The organism is Microbacterium sp. BG28 (assembly GCF_034044005.1).
Lineage (GTDB): Bacteria > Actinomycetota > Actinomycetes > Actinomycetales > Microbacteriaceae > Microbacterium.
Map to the genome: position 1 here is coordinate 525,963 of NZ_JAXCHA010000003.1, position 16,436 is coordinate 542,398.

The 16,436-nt window shown below is 72.0% G+C and carries 16 protein-coding genes; 13 read left to right on the forward strand and 3 right to left on the reverse strand.

Annotation, left to right across the window (positions count from 1 at the left end; all coding sequences use genetic code 11):
* Window positions 1-87: 87 nt before the first annotated feature.
* Genes SK224_RS13605 through SK224_RS13625 form a run of 5 tightly spaced genes read left to right on the forward strand, consistent with a single transcriptional unit; the run spans window position 88 to window position 4,720 of the window.
* Window positions 88-1,017 (forward strand): iron-siderophore ABC transporter substrate-binding protein, encoded by a 930-nt coding sequence (locus tag SK224_RS13605; RefSeq protein WP_320435206.1) that lies wholly within the window; start codon window positions 88-90, stop codon window positions 1,015-1,017.
* The gene (locus SK224_RS13610) at window positions 1,014-2,057 is read left to right on the forward strand and encodes a FecCD family ABC transporter permease (protein WP_320435207.1); all 1,044 of its coding nucleotides are present in this window, start codon (window positions 1,014-1,016) and stop codon (window positions 2,055-2,057) included. Before SK224_RS13605 ends, SK224_RS13610 begins: the two co-directional genes overlap by 4 nt.
* Window positions 2,054-3,103, forward strand: a complete 1,050-nt coding sequence (locus SK224_RS13615; RefSeq protein ID WP_320435208.1) for a FecCD family ABC transporter permease — start codon at window positions 2,054-2,056, stop codon at window positions 3,101-3,103. Before SK224_RS13610 ends, SK224_RS13615 begins: the two co-directional genes overlap by 4 nt.
* Entirely contained in the window at window positions 3,096-3,899 is an 804-nt protein-coding gene (locus tag SK224_RS13620; RefSeq protein ID WP_320435209.1) for an ABC transporter ATP-binding protein, read from the forward strand. The genes SK224_RS13615 and SK224_RS13620 overlap by 8 nt, the downstream gene beginning before the upstream one ends.
* The gene (locus SK224_RS13625) at window positions 3,896-4,720 is read left to right on the forward strand and encodes a siderophore-interacting protein (protein ID WP_320435210.1); all 825 of its coding nucleotides are present in this window, start codon (window positions 3,896-3,898) and stop codon (window positions 4,718-4,720) included. Before SK224_RS13620 ends, SK224_RS13625 begins: the two co-directional genes overlap by 4 nt.
* 409 nt (window positions 4,721-5,129) lie before the next feature.
* On the opposite strand, the gene SK224_RS13630 is transcribed toward SK224_RS13625, so the two are convergent.
* Together SK224_RS13630 and SK224_RS13635 are read right to left on the reverse strand one after the other, a co-directional pair.
* Window positions 5,130-6,011, reverse strand: a complete 882-nt coding sequence (locus SK224_RS13630; protein WP_320435211.1) for a hypothetical protein — start codon at window positions 6,009-6,011, stop codon at window positions 5,130-5,132.
* A gap of 19 nt (window positions 6,012-6,030) precedes the next feature.
* Window positions 6,031-7,488 (reverse strand): polysaccharide biosynthesis tyrosine autokinase, encoded by a 1,458-nt coding sequence (locus tag SK224_RS13635; RefSeq protein WP_320435212.1) that lies wholly within the window; start codon window positions 7,486-7,488, stop codon window positions 6,031-6,033.
* Window positions 7,489-7,690: 202 nt separating this feature from the next.
* Between SK224_RS13635 and SK224_RS13640 the strand changes: the two genes are divergently transcribed.
* The 8 genes from SK224_RS13640 (at window position 7,691) to SK224_RS13675 (ending at window position 15,824) form a co-directional block, all read left to right on the forward strand.
* Window positions 7,691-7,825 carry a hypothetical protein gene (locus SK224_RS13640; RefSeq protein WP_320435213.1) on the forward strand — a complete coding sequence of 45 codons (135 nt, stop codon included), beginning with the start codon at window positions 7,691-7,693 and terminating at the stop codon, window positions 7,823-7,825.
* Window positions 7,822-9,006: a hypothetical protein gene (locus SK224_RS13645; RefSeq protein WP_320435214.1), complete on the forward strand. Its 1,185-nt coding sequence runs from the start codon at window positions 7,822-7,824 to the stop codon at window positions 9,004-9,006. The genes SK224_RS13640 and SK224_RS13645 overlap by 4 nt, the downstream gene beginning before the upstream one ends.
* 128 nt (window positions 9,007-9,134) lie before the next feature.
* Window positions 9,135-10,106 (forward strand): hypothetical protein, encoded by a 972-nt coding sequence (locus SK224_RS13650; protein WP_320435215.1) that lies wholly within the window; start codon window positions 9,135-9,137, stop codon window positions 10,104-10,106.
* Between the two features lie 5 nt (window positions 10,107-10,111).
* Window positions 10,112-11,740, forward strand: a complete 1,629-nt coding sequence (locus SK224_RS13655) for a hypothetical protein (RefSeq protein WP_320435216.1) — start codon at window positions 10,112-10,114, stop codon at window positions 11,738-11,740.
* On the forward strand, window positions 11,737-12,462 hold the full coding sequence (locus SK224_RS13660; protein ID WP_320435217.1) for an ABC transporter ATP-binding protein: 726 nt from the start codon (window positions 11,737-11,739) through the stop codon (window positions 12,460-12,462). Before SK224_RS13655 ends, SK224_RS13660 begins: the two co-directional genes overlap by 4 nt.
* Window positions 12,459-13,742, forward strand: coding sequence for an ABC transporter permease (locus SK224_RS13665; protein ID WP_320435218.1), 1,284 nt, complete (start codon window positions 12,459-12,461; stop codon window positions 13,740-13,742). Before SK224_RS13660 ends, SK224_RS13665 begins: the two co-directional genes overlap by 4 nt.
* Window positions 13,743-13,953: 211 nt before the next feature.
* The gene (locus SK224_RS13670) at window positions 13,954-14,529 is read left to right on the forward strand and encodes a phosphoribosyltransferase family protein (protein WP_320435219.1); all 576 of its coding nucleotides are present in this window, start codon (window positions 13,954-13,956) and stop codon (window positions 14,527-14,529) included.
* Window positions 14,526-15,824 carry an amidohydrolase family protein gene (locus tag SK224_RS13675; protein ID WP_320435220.1) on the forward strand — a complete coding sequence of 433 codons (1,299 nt, stop codon included), beginning with the start codon at window positions 14,526-14,528 and terminating at the stop codon, window positions 15,822-15,824. Before SK224_RS13670 ends, SK224_RS13675 begins: the two co-directional genes overlap by 4 nt.
* A 41-nt stretch (window positions 15,825-15,865) precedes the next feature.
* Here SK224_RS13675 and SK224_RS13680 read toward each other — a convergent pair whose 3' ends face one another.
* A complete protein-coding gene (locus tag SK224_RS13680) occupies window positions 15,866-16,330 on the reverse strand; it encodes a pyridoxamine 5'-phosphate oxidase family protein (RefSeq protein WP_320435221.1) in 465 nt (154 codons plus the stop codon).
* Window positions 16,331-16,436: the final 106 nt, after the last annotated feature.

The following is a 16,436-nucleotide window of genomic DNA, read 5'->3' on the forward strand; positions in this document are numbered from 1 at the left end:
ACGATGGCAAGGTTGGTTAGGCTGTGCTTACCTGCTCGTCGCGGCGCGGCGACGGGGTCCCGAACGCACCACCCGAAAGGCGGCCGCATGCCCGCTCGCTCCCGTTCCCTCGCAGCCCTCGCCCTCGCCGCGGTCGCTGCCCTCGGCCTGGCCGGCTGCTCGGCCGCATCCGCTGAGCCCGCTGCATCCACTCCCGCCGCAGCCGCCACCCACGAGGTCACGCACGCCCGCGGAACGACCGAGGTGCCCGCCGCCCCGCAGCGGGTCGTGACGCTCGAGCCGCTCGAGCTCGACACCGCCGTCGCCCTCGGCATCACCCCCGTCGGAGCTGCCGTCGCGAGCAACGTCTCGGGCATCCCCGCCTACCTCGACGCCTCCGGTGTGGAGCCGGTCGGCACCGTGCCGGAGCCCGACCTGGAGGCGATCGCCGCCCTCAAGCCCGACCTCATCCTCGGCACCGAGGCGCGTCACTCGAAGCTGTACGACCAGCTCAGCGCCATCGCCCCGACCGTGTTCATCGCGACGCAGGCCGATCCGTGGCGCGACAACGCGCTGCTCATCGGCGACGCGCTCGGGCACAAGGACGAGGTCCAGACGCTCCTCGGCGACGTCGACGCGCGCTGCGACGAGATCGGCACGCAGCACGCCGTCGACGGCCAGACCGCGCAGCTGATCCGTCCCCGCGACGAGACGACGCTGAGCCTGTACGGTCCCACCTCCTTCGCGGGCAGCCTGCTCGAGTGCGTCGGCTTCACCATTCCCGACCAGGACTGGGCCGACGGCATCCAGGCCGACATCTCGCCGGAGAACATCCTGCAGGCGAAGGCCGACCACGTGTTCGTGACCGCCACCGACGTCGCCGACACCTCTCTCATCCCCGCCGCCATCGCGCAGAACGCCGCGGAGTTCCCCGACGTCACGCTCGTCGACACCAGCTACTGGGTCTCCGGCGTCGGCCCCAAGGGTGCGATGAAGGTGCTCGACGACATCGAGAAGTACCTCTCGAACGCTCGGTGACCCTCACCCTCGCAGCCCGCTCACGGCGGCGCGCACGGCCTCGAAGCCTGCGCGTCGCCGTGGGCGCGTTCGCGCTCGTGGGCGCCCTCGTCGCCGCCGTCCTGCTCTCGCTGGCGCTCGGGGCGAATCCCCTGTCGCCGCGCGTCGTCGTCGACACCCTCACCGGCGGCGGCACCCCCGAATCGCAGTACATCGTGTGGCAGCTGCGCGTGCCGCGCACCCTCGCCGGCATCGCCGCAGGTGCGGCTCTCGGCGTGGCGGGCGCCCTCATCCAGGCCTTCACGCGCAACCCGCTCGCCGATCCCGGCATCCTGGGCGTCAACGCGGGGGCGGCGTTCGCCGTCGCGCTCGGCGTCGCCTTGCTCGGGATGCGGGATCCCGCATCCTTCGTCTGGCTCGCCTTCGCCGGGGCTCTCGTCGTGACGCTCGGCGTGTACCTCATCGGGTCGTCGGGGCGCGGAGGTGCAGACCCGATCCGCCTCGCCCTCGCCGGCGTCGCGCTCGGCGCCGTGTTCTCGGGGCTCGTCACCGGGATGACGCTCAGCAACCCCGACGCCTTCGACGCCATGCGCAGCTGGCACGCCGGGAGCCTGCTCGGTGCCGGAACCGACGCGCTCGTCGCGATCGGCCCCTTCATCGCCGTGGGCCTGGTCGTCGCGTTCGCCGTCGCGCCGGGGCTCAACGCGCTGGCGCTCGGCGACGACGTGGCCCGGTCCCATGGCGCGAACGTGCGCCGCATCCGCGTTCTCGTCGTCATCGCCGTCACCCTGCTCGCGGGAGCGGCCACGGCGCTCGTCGGCCCGATCGCGTTCGTCGGGCTCATGGTGCCGCACGTCGCGCGGTGGGTGTTCGGCGTCGACCAGCGCGTCATCCTGGGCGTCTCGGTCGTGCTCGCACCGGTCGTCGTGCTCGCCGCCGACGTGCTCGGTCGCGTGCTCATCGCCCCCGCCGAGATGCCCGCCGGCATCGTCACCGCCTTCGTCGGCGCCCCTGTGCTCATCGCTCTTGCGATGCGCCGGCGTGTGAGCGGGCTCGGATGAGTGCGCTCGTGGATGCCGGCTACCGCCGGTTCGAGGTCGGGTTCGGCGCACTCCGCATCCGCCTGCGCGCGCGGAGCGTGACCGTAGGAATCGCGCTCGCCGCTGCCGTGATCGCGCTTGCCGTCGTCTCGCTCGGTCTCGGCTCGTACGCACTCGACCCGGCCCAGGTGCTCACCGCGTTCGCGGGCGGCGGGACGGACCTGGATCGCACCGTCGTGCTCGAGTGGCGGCTGCCGCGCACACTCGCGGCCGTCGCGCTGGGCGCGCTGCTGGCCGTGAGCGGCGCGCTCTTCCAGACCGTGACGCGCAATCCGCTCGCGAGCCCCGACATCCTGGGTCTGTCCAACGGTGCGTTCGCCGGCATGCTGCTGACCCTGACCCTCGTCTCGAGCAGCTGGCCCGCACTGACGATCGGTGCCGTCGTCGGCGGCGTGAGCGTCGCGCTCGTGATCGGCGCGCTCGCCCGACGCGGTGGCGTACAGGGATTCCGGCTCATCGTGATCGGCATCGGCATCTCGGCCATGCTCGCCTCGCTCAACACATGGATGCTGCTGCAGGTCGAGCTCGAGACCGCGATGTTCGCGTCGGCCTGGGGAGCCGGTTCGCTGAACGGCATCACCGCAGCGCCGCTCGGCGGTGCACTCGTCTGCGCCGTGCCGCTGCTCATCGGTGCCGCCGTCCTCGTGCCGCGCCTTCGCCAGCTCGACCTCGGCGATGACGTCGCCGCAGCGACCGGAGCCCGCCCCGCTCTCGTGCGCGGCGGGGCGCTGCTGCTGGGGGTCGGGCTCGTCTCGATCGCCACCGCCGTGGTCGGCCCCATCGCCTTCGTCGCGCTCGCGGCGCCACAGATCGCGCGGCGTCTCGCGCGCACGCCATACCTCTCACTCACGCTCGCCGGCCTTGTCGGCGCGCTGCTGCTGCTCACCTCCGACGTGATCGCGCAGCATCTGCTCCCCGTCGTGCTGCCCGCCGGTGTCATCACCGTCACGCTCGGCGGCATCTACCTCGTCATCACGATCATCCAGGAGATCCGTCGCCGTGCCTGAGTCCCCGCATCCGTCCGCCCCTCGCCTCGTAGCCGACGGGGTGAGCCTCGCGTACGACCGCCGGACGGTGGTGTCCGATCTCACCGTGCGCGTGCCCGACGGCTCGTTCACGGTGATCATCGGCCCCAACGCGTGCGGCAAGTCGACGCTGCTGCGGGGGCTCTCGCGCCTGCTCGCGCCGCAGTCCGGAAACGTCGTGCTCGACGGGCGCGCGATCTCCGCCTACCCCGCGAAGGAGGTCGCCCGGCGGCTGGGGCTCCTGCCGCAGACCGCGATCGCCCCGGAGGGGATCACGGTCGCCGACCTCGTCGCCCGCGGACGCTACCCGCACCAGGGCCTCATCCGTCGCTGGTCCGATGCGGACGAGCGCGCCGTCGACGAAGCGCTCGACGCGACGGGTATCCGCGAACTCGCCCCGCGCCCGGTCGACGAGCTCTCGGGCGGGCAGCGCCAGCGCGTCTGGGTGGCGATGGTGCTCGCGCAGCAGACCGACCTGCTGCTGCTCGACGAGCCCACCACCTTCCTCGACATCGCGCACCAGGTGGAGCTCATGGAGCTCTTCGGGCGGCTGAACCGCGCGGGCCGCACGATCGTGGCCGTGCTGCACGACCTGAACCACGCCGCCCGCTACGCCAGCCACATCGTCGCGATGCGCGACGGCGCCATCGTCGCCGAGGGGACACCCGCCGAGGTCGTGACCAGCGAGCGGGTCGAGCAGGTGTTCGGCCTGCCCAACATGGTGATCGCCGACCCGGTGACCGGTGGCCCCCTCGTCGTGCCGCTCGGGGGTGCATGATGCGATCTTGGGAGTACAGCGCCTTCGCCGTGACGGTCGCCGCCGCGCGCACGATCACGCCGGGATGGCGGCGGCTCACGCTTCGTGCGCCCGAGCTCCGCGACTTCGCCCCGTGGGGCCTCGACCAGCGGATCAAGCTCGTGCTGCCGCTGCCGGACGGGGGCCTCGCCGACTTCGGGCTCATGGCCGAGCCCACCCCGCATCCGTCCGACTGGTACGCCCGGTGGAAGGCGCTGCCCGAGACCGAGCGCAACGTGCTGCGCACGTACACGCCGTCGGCGATCCGGCCCGAGCAGGGCGAGATCGACGTGGATGTGCTGTTGCACGACCCGCCCGGTCCCGCATCCGCGTGGGCCGCGGGCGTGACTCCGGGGGAGCGCCTGTGGATCACCGGACCTGACCGGCGCAACGGCTGGACCGGCTACGGCCTGCACTGGCAGGCGCCGGCCGGGGCCACGCGGTGGTTGCTGGTGGGCGACGAGACCGCCTTCCCGGCGATCGCCAACATCCTGCGCACCCTGCCCCACGGCGGCCGCGCGGACGTGCTGCTGGAAGCGGCGGACGTGCGCGACGACATCGTGAGCCCCGTGGCACCGGAGGGCGCGCACGTGCGGCTCGTGCCGCGCGCCACCGTCGCCGGCGAAGCGCTCGAGGCGGCCGTCCGCGAGACGCCCGTGGCGGATGCCGAGTACGTGTGGCTGGCGGGCGAGGCTGGGGCTGTCACCCGCATCCGTCGCCACCTGACCGCCGAACGCGGGGTGCCGAAGGACCGCGTCTCGTTCCTCGGGTACTGGAAGCTCGGCGGGCCGCTCGTCGGGTAGCGCTGCGTCGAGGGCCGTCCTGACCGGGTGCCCTCGGGGCGCGAGTTGCGTCGCAGGTGCGCAGATGCGTCACCTTTGCGCAGGTGCGTCAGGTAATGACTGTGGCGGATGCGGAGGAGTGTGGCCTCCACCGGGTCGCCCGTGCGGATGCGGGTGCCGTTCACCGTGAGCGGGCGCCGCGCGGGCAGGATCGCCAGGGGCACCCGAACTCCTGCAGATCCGGCTCGGATGGGGTCGTCGGGCCGTGTGCGGGCCCGATATGCAGGAGTTCGGGCGCGGCTCAGCCAGAACCGGGCGTGCGGTGTGCGGGTGGGTGGCGCGCACTGGTGTGGCTGAGGTGTGCGCGCACTGTGCCCCGTGCGGCACGGCGCCCTGCTGTACCGGCCGCCTGATCGCCCGTCCGCGAGAGTCAGGGAACCGCGCGGACGGTGTCGCCGGCCCAGAGCCACACGGCGCCGGGCGTCGAGGCGAGGGCGGCGGGGCCGGCGGGGGCGTCGGCGAGGCAGGTATCGCCCACGAGGAGGCCCGCGCAGGAGGGATCGGTGCGCGCGGCGCGTGCGCCGTCGGCTGTCGCGACGACGGCCACCGCGCGTTCCGCGACGGCCTGCCACGCGCCGCCGTCCCACTGCTGCGCGACGCCCTCGCAAACGAGGGTGAGTGCGTCGGCGTCGCCCTGCGCGCCCCAGGGCGACGGGCACGGCGCCTCGACGCGGCCCGAGCCGGTCACGACGACCGCGGGTGCCGCGGGGTCGACATAGGTCGCCGCAGCGAGGGTGGCCGCATCCTGTTCCCAGAACCGCCCCTGCGTGAAAGTGCGCAGCCCCTGCGTCTCGCAGGTGGCACCCATACGTGCCACGATGCGCGCCTCCGTGCCGACGAACGCCTCGACGTGCAGGATCTCGCCGATGCCGAGATAGCGCGGGGTGACGTCGCTCCAGGTCCGACCTCCGTCGGTGGACCGCTCCAGCAGCGGCGGGAGAGTCCCACAGTCGCCCGCGGATGCGCGCCACATCGCCTGCTCGCCCACGGCGAGGAACCGCTCCTCCGCCCCGGGCGACGCTGCCGGTGCGGACGACGCCGACGCGGTCGGAGAGGGTGACGTCGATGGCGAGGCGGATGGCGCGGGGGACGGTGCCGTCGTGCGAAGCGGACGCGTCTCGGGCGGCGTGCGCGGCGTCAACGCGAACACCGCGAGCGCGATGGCGGCGACCGCCAGGACGGAAACGAGAACCCCCGTCAGCGCGCGACTGACGGGGGTGGAGCGATGAATCGGGCGACGACGTGAGGACATCGCACGAACGCCTCTCTGCTCAGGAGCCCTTCACGAGCTCGTCGAGGCCGGCGTCGTCCTCCGGCGCCTGCTTGCGTGCGTTCTTCTTCGGCGCCGGTGCCGGCTCCGGAGCCGTGCCGTACGTGCCGTAGCCGCCGTATCCGTAGCCATAGCCGTATCCGTACGCATCCGGCCCGCGGGTGGGGACCATGCTCATGACGATGCCGCCCACCTTCGCGTCGACCGTCTCGAGCGCCGTGAGCGCCGCGGTGAGCTGACCCGTCGTCGTGCGACCGGCGGCGACGACGAGGATCGCCGCCGTCGTCTCCCGCGAGAGGATCGCCGCATCGGTCACGGGCAGGAGCGGCGGAGCATCGAGGAGCACCACGTCGAAGTCGCGGCTGATCGCCTCGAGCAGCTGCGCCATCTGACGCGAGCCGAGCAGCTCGCTGGGGTTCGGCGGCACCTTGCCCGCCGGCAGCACGAACAGCGGACGCTTGCCCCACGGGAGCATCACGTCGCCGACCTTCGCGCGGCCGATCAGCACATCCGTGAGACCCGCTCCACCCTCGATGCCGAGGTACTCGGCCACCTTCGGCTTGCGCAGATCGGTGTCGATGAGCGCGACGCGCTTTCCCGCATCCGCCAGAGCGATCGCGAGGTTCACGGTCGTGGTGGACTTGCCCTCGCTCGGGATGGAGGAGGTGATCACGAAGGAGTGACCGCCGTCCATCTCGATGAACTGCAGGTTGGTGCGCAGGGCACGGAACGACTCCGAGCGCGTGTTGTACGGATCGGCCTGGATGATGATGGGCCGCTCCGCCGCCTTCGCGTCGAACGGGATCGCGCCGAGGATCGGGCGGTCGGTGATCTGGTTCACGTCGCGGATGGTGCGGATGCGGGTATCGAGGACGGTTCGCAGCACCGCGATGCCGATGCCGACGGCGAGTCCGATGAGCGCACCGAGGGCGAGGTTCAGGGGGACGTTCGGGCTGACCGGGACGTTCGTGGGGACCGCCGTGCTCGCCGTCGTGAGACGGACCGGGCTCTCGCCGCCGGTCGACGGCTCGATCTCCTGGACCGCGAGCGGCAGCTGGGCCGCCACGGCGTTGGCGATGTCGGCGGCCTGGACGGGATCGGCATCGGTCACGGCGATCGTGATGAAGGTGGTGTTGAGCACGCTGCTGACACTCACGCTCTTGGCCAGGGTGCCGGCGCTCATATCGAGGCCGAGATCGCGGATCACGGGATCGAGCACCAGCTGCTTCGTCGCGACGTTGACGTAGGTCGCCACGCGCTGCTGGGTGAAGTTCGAGCCCTGGGAGATCTCCTGCACGCTGCCGCTGGACTGGGTCGAGACGACCACCGAGGCCTGCGACTCGTAGAGGGGCGTGCGGGTGAGCGAGTATCCGGCGGCCGCCCCCAGCCCGACGAGAGTCGCGACGACGATGATCAGCCAGTTCTTCCGCAGAACCCGGATGTAGTCGCTGAGTTCCATGGTGCCTCTCAGATCGGGAGTATCGCGCACCATCCTGCCACAGGCCTTATTTCGGGCCGGTGAACGATAACGCTCATCGGACTTCCCGGACGCCTGCGACGCCGGGGGAAACTACTCAGCCGCGCACTCGTGTCGGCCGCGGCGGGGCTAGGTTCGTCACGGCGGTCTCCTGGGGGAGTCGCCTGTCTGGGAAGGGCGTGCGATGTCTCTCGCGAGTGCTGCCGCGTGGGCGGCTGCGGCGACACAGGGTCTGCCGTGGGTGTGGGGCGCGTTGGGCCTGGTCGGATTCGCCAGCCTGGTGACCATCGTCGTGCGCGGGCGTCGCGAACGAGAGTGACCTCGCCCCTCTCCGACCGACTGATCCGCCGTGCCCGTCGCGCCGGATCGACCACTGTCTCTCCGGTGGCGCGCGCGGCCGCATCCGAGGAGCGCGCGCTCTCGCGCATCATGGTCTCCGCGACCGCGCTGGTGGCGGGCTTGGGTGCGGTGCTCGCCAGCGTGCAGGCCGTGCTCGTGCTCGGGGTCGTCTCCGACGACATGCGCCAGCTCGCCCCCGACCCGCTCTCCGAGATCCTGCTGCGCTGGGCATACAACTTCACCGCCGTCGCGATCGTCGTCGGCGGGGCGTTTCTGCTGCATCCGGAACGGCGCGGCACGCGCGCGCGGTTCGTCATCGTGCTCTCGCTCGGCGTCGCCGGCGCTCTCACCCGATCCCTCCTGCAGGTGCTCAGCGGCGTGGTGGATACGGCGTCGGAGGGCGCCGTGCGTGTGGTCGTCCTGGAGACGGCGATGACGTTCTTGCTGGCGCTGCTCGCGCTCGCCAGCGGGCTCCAGTTCGCGGACGTGTGGCGGCGCGCGCGCGAGGCCGATCTGACCCGCATCGAGGCGCAGGAGCGAGCGCTGACCCTCATGGACGATGTGCGCGCCGAGGAGCTGCGGGTGCGCAAGGACGTCGCCGCCACGATCCACGGCTCCGTGCAGGGCACCTTCGTCGTGCTGGAGGCGGAGCTGCGCGACATCGCCGCCGCCACTCCCACGCCGCAGCGCATCGTCGCGGTGGCCGACACGCTCGCCCGTTTGCGCGAGCACGAACTGCGCACCCTGAGCGAGCGCCTGTACCCCGTCGATCTCGACCGGGGTCTGGCTCCCGCGGTGCGTGCGCTCGCGGCGCGTACTCCTGCGCACGTCGAGATCGTCGACGAGGCGTCGCCGTTGCTCGCCGTGCTGGGCGCGCGCATCGACAAGCGGATGCGGATCGTCGTCGTGCGGGTGTTGGAGGAGGGCCAGACGAATGCGCTGCGCCACGGGGGTGCGCGCCGCATCCGGATCGCCGCACGCGTGACGCGCGGTGTCCTGCTGCTCGAGGTCGTCAGCGACGGCGCCTCGCCCGCGGCGGACGCCCGGATGTCGGGACTCGCTCGCCTGCGCCAGCAGCTCGACGTCGTGGGGGGCACGCTCGAGCTCTCCGCCGGCGCGACGGGCGGCGCGGTTCTGCGTGCGCGGCTGCCCCTGATCTGAGCGGGCGACACCCTATCCGATGGGACGGAGCGGATGCGCGGCGTCTTCCCAGATGGGAAGTCGCTATGCGATCCCTAAGCTGAAGATGTGCGTCGTCGCATCGGCGCCGGTGATCCTATGGGGGAATCATGGTTCGTTCACGCCTGCTCGCCATCGCGCCGCTCACCGTCGCCGCGGCGCTCGCACTGGCCGCCTGCTCACCCGCCGACGCAGACAGGGGCGACGAGCGTCCCGAGTCTCCGCTGTCGGCCTACCTGTCCTCGATCTGGGGCGGTGACCTGTCTCCCGAGGAGCAGGAGGCGCGCTTCACGGAGCAGCAGAAGAAGTCCGAGGACCTCGTGGCGCAGTGCATGTCGGAGGAGGGCTTCGACTACACGCCCAACATCCAGTCGGTGTCTTTCAGCAGCGGCAGCGACGGCGAGTGGAAGCCGGACGACCGCGACTGGGTGACCCAGTACGGCTACGGCATGATCAACTACCCCGGCCGCGACGAGCCTGTGACGGACCAGGAGCAGTACGTCGACCCGAACCAGGACTACGTTTCGAGCCTTTCGGAGTCGGAGCAGGCCGCCTTCTACGAGGCGCTGTACGGCCCGTCTCCCACCGAGGAGGAACTGGGCGAAGACGGCTCTTACGAGTACGACTGGACGAAGGCCGGATGTCAGGGCTGGGCGCAGCACGAGTCCGGCGCCAACCCGATGATGGACGAAGAGTTCCAGGGCATCAACGACGCCATCAACGACTTCTACACGAAGATGGCCGATGACCCCGGCTTCGCGAAGATCGACGCGGACTGGGCGTCGTGCATGGCCGACGCCGGCCACTCCGGCTTCGCCAAGCAGGGCGATGCGCAGACGAGCATCTCCGACAAGCTGAACGAGTACTACAGCGGGCAGACCGCGTTCGTCGAGGACGACCCGAAGCTCAACGAGCTCGCCGAGGAGGAGATCGCGGTGGCGATCGCCGACCTCGACTGCCGTGAGAAGACGAACTACCGCGACGCGTATGAGAAGGTGCAGTTCGCGCTCGAGGAGCAGTTCATCGCCGACAACAAGGCCGACCTCGACGCCCTCAAGGCGGCCTCCGAGCAGGCGAGCTGACCGAGGTGGCACGCACCGACGTCGATCCCGCCCCCGACGACGCCTCGGACGGTTCCGCGCTCACGCGCGAGCTGCTCGGTGAGGATCCGGCTGCTGCCGCGACCGAGGCGGAGGATGCGGGTTCTCCCCGCGCGCGCTTCGCCGCCCTGCGCGGGTGGGGGCGCGTGTTCCGCGGCAACCGTCCCCTCTGGATCACCTCCGCCGTGGCGGTGGCGAGCCTCGTGATCGGACTGCTCGTGGGGACGTTCGTCGTCTCGCCGGTGGAAGCCGCATCCCGCGCAGACGCTCCCGAGCCCGGACTCATCACAGTCCCGGTGGAGTTCGGCGAGCTCAGCAACGATGTCACGATCCGTGCCGATGTCGGCTACGCGGATGCGGTGGAGGTGACCATCGACACGGCCACCCTGTCGGGGCCGGCCGTCGTCACCGGCCAGGTGCCCGAGGTGGGCGCGGAGCTGAACACCCTGTCGATCGCGCTGGAGGTCGCCGGACGCCCCGTGATCGTGCTGCCCGGCGACCTGCCCGCCTACCGGAGCCTGCGCTTCGGCGTCTCGGGTCCCGATGTCGTACAGCTCAAGAACGCGTTGCGCAGCGTCGGCATCGACGGGGGCGACCCCGCCTCGAACGTGTTCGACGCCCAGACGGCTGCCGGGATCACGGCGCTCTATGCCGCCGTCGGCTATCCGGCTCCCTCCGGGGATGAGGGCGCCGCCCAGGCCGTGAGCGCCGCCGAGGCCGGCGTGCGCTCGGCGCAGCAGGCCGTCGCCGCGGCCCGGGCCGACCTGGACAAGGCGCGATCGGGAGCCGACGTCGTCGCCGTCAAGACCGCCGACAACGCGGTCGCGGCAGCCCAGCGCGCCGTGAACGACGCGATCGCGGCGAACCGCCCCGCATCCGAGATCGCAGATCTGCAGGACACGCTCGCGCTGCGCCAGCTCGAGCGGCAGCAGTTGGATGCGCCCGCCGACACCTCCGCGCAGCGCGCAGCGGTCGACGCCGCGAACGCGCAGGTGCAGCAGGCGCAGCAGGACCTGCAGCGTGCCCGCGAGGGGTCCCTGGCCTTCCTGCCCTCATCCGAGGTGCTGTACCTGACGGGCTTGCCGCGCCGTGTCGACACGGTCAACGTCACCCGCGGGGCGGTGCTGCAGGGCGCCGCCATGACCGTGTCCGGGGCCAGCGTTCGCCTGACCGGATCGGCCGGCGAAGCGGATGCGGCCCTGCTGCAGGTGGGCGGCGAGGCGAGCTTCGAGCTGCCCGACGGAACGCCTCACCGCGCTGTCATCACCGCTCTCGCCCCCAGCACGAGCAAGGATTCGACGGGGCGCTGGTCGATCGAGCTGGAGCCCGACCCGCTGACACCCGAGCAGATCCAGCAGATGCAGGGCTCCAACGTGCGTGTCGCCATCCCCGTCGGCGCGACCGAGGGCGAGGTCCTCTCGGTGCCCGTCGCCGCCCTGACGGCGGGGCCCGGCGGCGAGGCGCGGGTCGAGGTCGTCGAAGGCGACCCCCGCGACCCCGACGCGAAGACCCGCCTGGTCACGGTGAAGACGGGCCTGGCGGCCAGCGGGGCGGTGGAGATCACCCCGCTCGAAGGCGCCGTCGACGAGGGCGACCTGGTCGTGGTCGGACGATGACGCAGGCCACGGCCGTGACGGATGCGGCCGCGATCGACGCGGTGTCCGAGGCGCCGCTCGTGCAGCTGCGCGACGTCACCCGGTCCTTCCCCGGCCCTCCGGAGGTGCAGGCGCTCAAGGGGATCAACCTCACCGTCGAGCGGGGCGACTACGTCTCCATCGTCGGACCCAGCGGCTCCGGCAAGTCCACGATGCTGAGCATCCTGGGTCTGCTCGACCGACCGAGCGTGGGGGAGTACCACCTCGACGGTGTGCTCACCTCATCCCTCGACGAGGACAGCAGAGCCGCCGTCCGGGCGCGCCGGATCGGGTTCGTGTTCCAGGCCTTCCACCTCATGTCGCGGCGCACGGTGCTCGACAACGTGCTGATGCCGATGCTCTACAGCGGCGTGCCGCGTGGCGAACGCGAAGACCGTGCTCGGGTGGCGCTCGAACGCGTCGGGCTGGGCGGGCGCACCGGCTTCCTGCCGGGGCTGCTGTCGGGCGGTGAGCGCCAGCGCGTCGCCGTGGCGCGCGCGGTCGTCAGCCGACCGAGCCTCCTGCTCGCCGACGAGCCCACGGGAAACCTCGATCGTCGCACCTCCGACGAGGTCATGGACCTCTTCGATGAACTGCGCGCCGACGGGCTCACCCTCATCGTCATCACGCACGACGACGCCGTCGCCGCGCGGGCGAACCGCCGGGTGCGGATCGCCGACGGCCGCTTGAGCGAGGTGGCATGAGACGCCGCCGCGCCGCCGCCCGCGAGCGCGTGGACCTCAGCGCCCTGGTGCCGCCGACGCCCCGCGTCGACCGGTTCACGTCGCAAGACCTCGTCGCCGAGGCGACCGCCGACATCGGTTCGCGGCCCGCGCGGCTGATCATGACCATCGCCGGTACCGTCCTCGGCATCGGCGCCCTCGTCGCGACCCTCGGATTCGCGCAGACGGCCGCGGGCCAGATCGCCCGCCAGTTCGACCAGGCCGCGGCCACGCGGGTGGAGATCACGCCGGCCGAGGCGCGCACGCAGTCCGGCGCCTCCGTCGCCACGGCGCGTCTGCCCTGGGACGGGGCAGAGCGTGTCGAGCGGCTCGCGGGTGTGGTCGCTGCGGCGACCCTCGCCGAGGTGACGCTGCCCGCGGGCGCCGCGATCACCGCGGTGCCCGTATACGACCCGTCGGCTGCATCCGCAGCTCCGGCACCCGTCGTGGCCTCATCCGCGGGACTGCTCGACGCGCTCGGCGGACGCGTCGCCGAGGGGCGGATGTTCGATGCCGGGCATGACGCGCGCGGCGACCGCGTCGCGGTGCTCGGAGCCCGCGAGGCCGATCGACTCGCCATCAACCGCGTCGACAGTCAACCCTCGATCTTCATCGACGGGATGGCGTATGCCGTCATCGGCATCGTCGACTCCTTCGAGCGGCGTGCCGATCTGCAGGACGCGGTCATCATCCCGGTGGGCACCGCGCGCGCCGACTTCGCGTTGGCGGCTCCCGGCAGCATCCAGGCGCGCGTCGATGTCGGGGCGGGTCCGCAGATCGGCGATCAGGCGCCCCTCGCCCTGGCCCCCGATGCCCCCGACCAGATCAAGGTGGCCGCCCCCAGCGGACGCAGCGACCTGAGCCAGAACGTGCAAGCCGACGTCAACGTCGTGTTCATCGCGCTCGGTGTCATCGTGCTGCTGGCGGGGGGACTCGGCATCGCCAATGTCACCCTGCTCTCTGTGATGGAGCGCACGCCCGAGATCGGGCTGCGCCGGGCGCTGGGCGCGACCCCGCGGCAGATCGCGGGGCAGTTCATCGCGGAGTCCGCGATCATCGGGATGCTCGGCGGGATCATGGGCTCGGCGGTGGCCGTGCTCTCGGTGGTCGTGGTGTCGGTGATCGCGGGGTGGAGCCCGGTGATCAACCCCCTGGTCGCCGTCGGCGGAGCCTTCCTCGGCGCCGTCGTGGGGCTCGCCGCCGGATGGCTGCCCGCGCGCCGCGCTGCCCGCATCGAACCCATCGCCGCCCTCCGGGGTTGACGCGGGCGGCCCGGACGGGGCGCGCGGTGAGCGCCGTGGCGGCCGTGTTCGCCGTCGCTTGACCCAGCCGTGTCCCGCATCCTGTGAGCCCGAACTCCTGCAGGATCGGCCATTCGGGGTCGGATGCGGCTCTGGTCGGCGGTTCTGCAGGAGTCTGGGTCGTGGCGCAGCGCGAAACCGGGGCGACACACACGCGGCGTAGCCTCCCGACATGCCCGCAGACACCTACCTCGCACAGGTCGGCAGCCAGCAGATCACGCTGCCGATCATCCCCGTCTCCGATGACCTGTCCATCGCGTTGATGATGGTGATCGATCACGGGGTGCGCTTCGCCGAGCTCGCCGGGCGCGAACTGGCCGAGCACTTCGCGGATGCGGGTGTCGATGTCGTCGTGGCCCCCGCGACGCTCGGGATCCCCGTGGCGATCGAGGTCACCCGCGCGCTCGGCCTCGACGACTACGTGATCCTGCAGAAGACCCGCAAGGTGCACCTCGGCGACGCGCTGGAGGAACCCGTGCACGCCATCACCAGCACGACCGGCGCGGCTCTGCTGCTGGATCGGGCACGCCTGTCGTCGGTCGCGGGCAAACGCGTGCTGTTCGTCGACGATGTGATCTCCAGCGGCTCCTCGTCCGGTGCCGCTCTGCGCCTGCTCGCCAGGGCCGGCGCCGAGATCGTCGGGATCGGCGCGCTGCTGGCAGAGGGGGAGGGGTGGCCCGCGGCGCTCGCGCCGTACGAGGATCGCGTCGCGGTGCTCGGTCGCATCCCGGTGTTCCCACGCACGTGAGCGCCGTCGACACCGTCATCGATGACGCCCTCATCGTCACGATGGATGGGGCCCGGCGCGTCCTGCGGGGATGGATCGCGATCCATGACGGCGTCGTCGACGCCGTGGGCACCGGGCCCGCGCCGGCGGCGCGCGAGAGGATCAACGCCCGCGGCGGCATCGTGCACCCGGGGTTCGTGAGCGCGCACACGCACTCCATGGATGCGGCCGCGGCCGGCTCGTTGGATGAATCCGTGCCGTTCTTCGACTGGTTGTTCGGCACGTACTACCGCACGGTGCTCGCTCTCACTCCGGCGGATGCGGCGCGCGCTGTGCGCAGCCTCGCGATGGATGCCGCGCGCGCCGGCATCACGACGGTGCTCGACTGCTGGGGAGTGGGTGACGTCGGCACGCGTCGCACCGACGAGGCCTTCGCCGCGAGCGCGGCGGCGGCGCGGGCGTCCGGGATCCGGTGGATCCTGGCGCCGATGGTCTCCGACCGCATCCCGGCGCAGTGGAGCCCGTGGCTCGACGCCGCCGAACATGCGGGCGGCTTCCGGCGGGAGGCTCTCGTCGCCCCGATCGAGACGGCGTTGCGCTTCGCCGCGTCGGCGCTGCGCGCTGCGGCGGGGCGGGTCTCGGTGTTCGCCTGCACGGAACTGCCCGAGATGGCCTCCGACGCACTGCTGGTGGGGCTGGGCGCTCTCGACGCGCCGGGGATCACGACGCATCTGTGCGCCTCCGATGCCGGGGCCGCCGGCATCGGAGGCCCCGACGGGGGCGCAGAGCGGGCGGTCGCCCGTCTGGAGCGTCTCGGCGTGCTCAGCCCGCGTCTGGTGGGCGCGCATCTGAGCGCGACGGACGCGGACGACAGGAGACGGCTCGCGTCCCACGGATGCGGCGGGGTGCACTGCGCGGCGTCGTCGATGTACGCCGGCTCTGGCCGCAGCGCCCTCGGGGAGCTGCGGGAGTCGGGCATCGGCATCGGCCTCGGCCTCGACAACCGCAGCCTGAACACCCCCGCGGACATGATCGCCGAGATGCGCCACGCGCTCGCCTTCGACCGTGCTGCCGGTACGGGCACGGAGCGGGTGACCGTCTCCGACCTGCTGGCTCACGCCACGATCGACGCGGCTCGGGTGCTGGGCATGGCGGGGGTCATCGGCTCGCTCGAGCCGGGTAAACGGGCCGATCTGGTCGTTCGCTCCGCCTCCGGCGGTCCGGAGATGTCGGCGGAGGCGCGGATCGTCCTGGCCTCTCGCGCGGACGACGTGCAGCTGGTGCTCGTTGACGGCGAGGCGGTGTTCGCGAGGTGAGCCGATCGCGCCCGGACCGTCGATGGTCCGGGCGCGACGTCTCAGAGCTCGACGGTCTCGTTCTCGCCCTCGACGCGGTGGCCGGTGAGGGCGGCGACAGCGCGGACGATCTTGCCGCCCGGTGCCGTCCAGTACTCCGCGCTGTCGGCGTGGAAACGCAGGAGACCCGCGGCGGGGTCCTCCGGGCCGCCCTCGAACCAGGCGTCGACGGCGGGGCTCCACAGCTGCTCGAGCTTCGCCCGGTCATCGACCATCGCGGCCGTCCCCGACAACGACACCCACGTGTCGTCGCTGCTGAACGAGACGTTCACGCGGGACTCGCGCGCGACGTTGACGGCGGCCGAGGTCCCCGTGCCGACGATGAACCACAGGTCGCCGTCGAACTCCGCCTCCTGCACGGTGAGCGGGTGCGCGACGAGCTTGCCGTCGGCCTCGGTGGTGGTGACCATGGCGAACCGGAACTTCTTGATCAGGCCGGCGAGTTCTTCGTGTGCGTTCTCGGACATGTCCGTCTCCTCCTCTGCGGATGCGTGTCGCCATCGTCGCCCGCCCGTCCCCGTCTGGTCGAGCGGCCCCCTTCCGGGGCGCGGGTGTGCTACACGGCGATGAGCG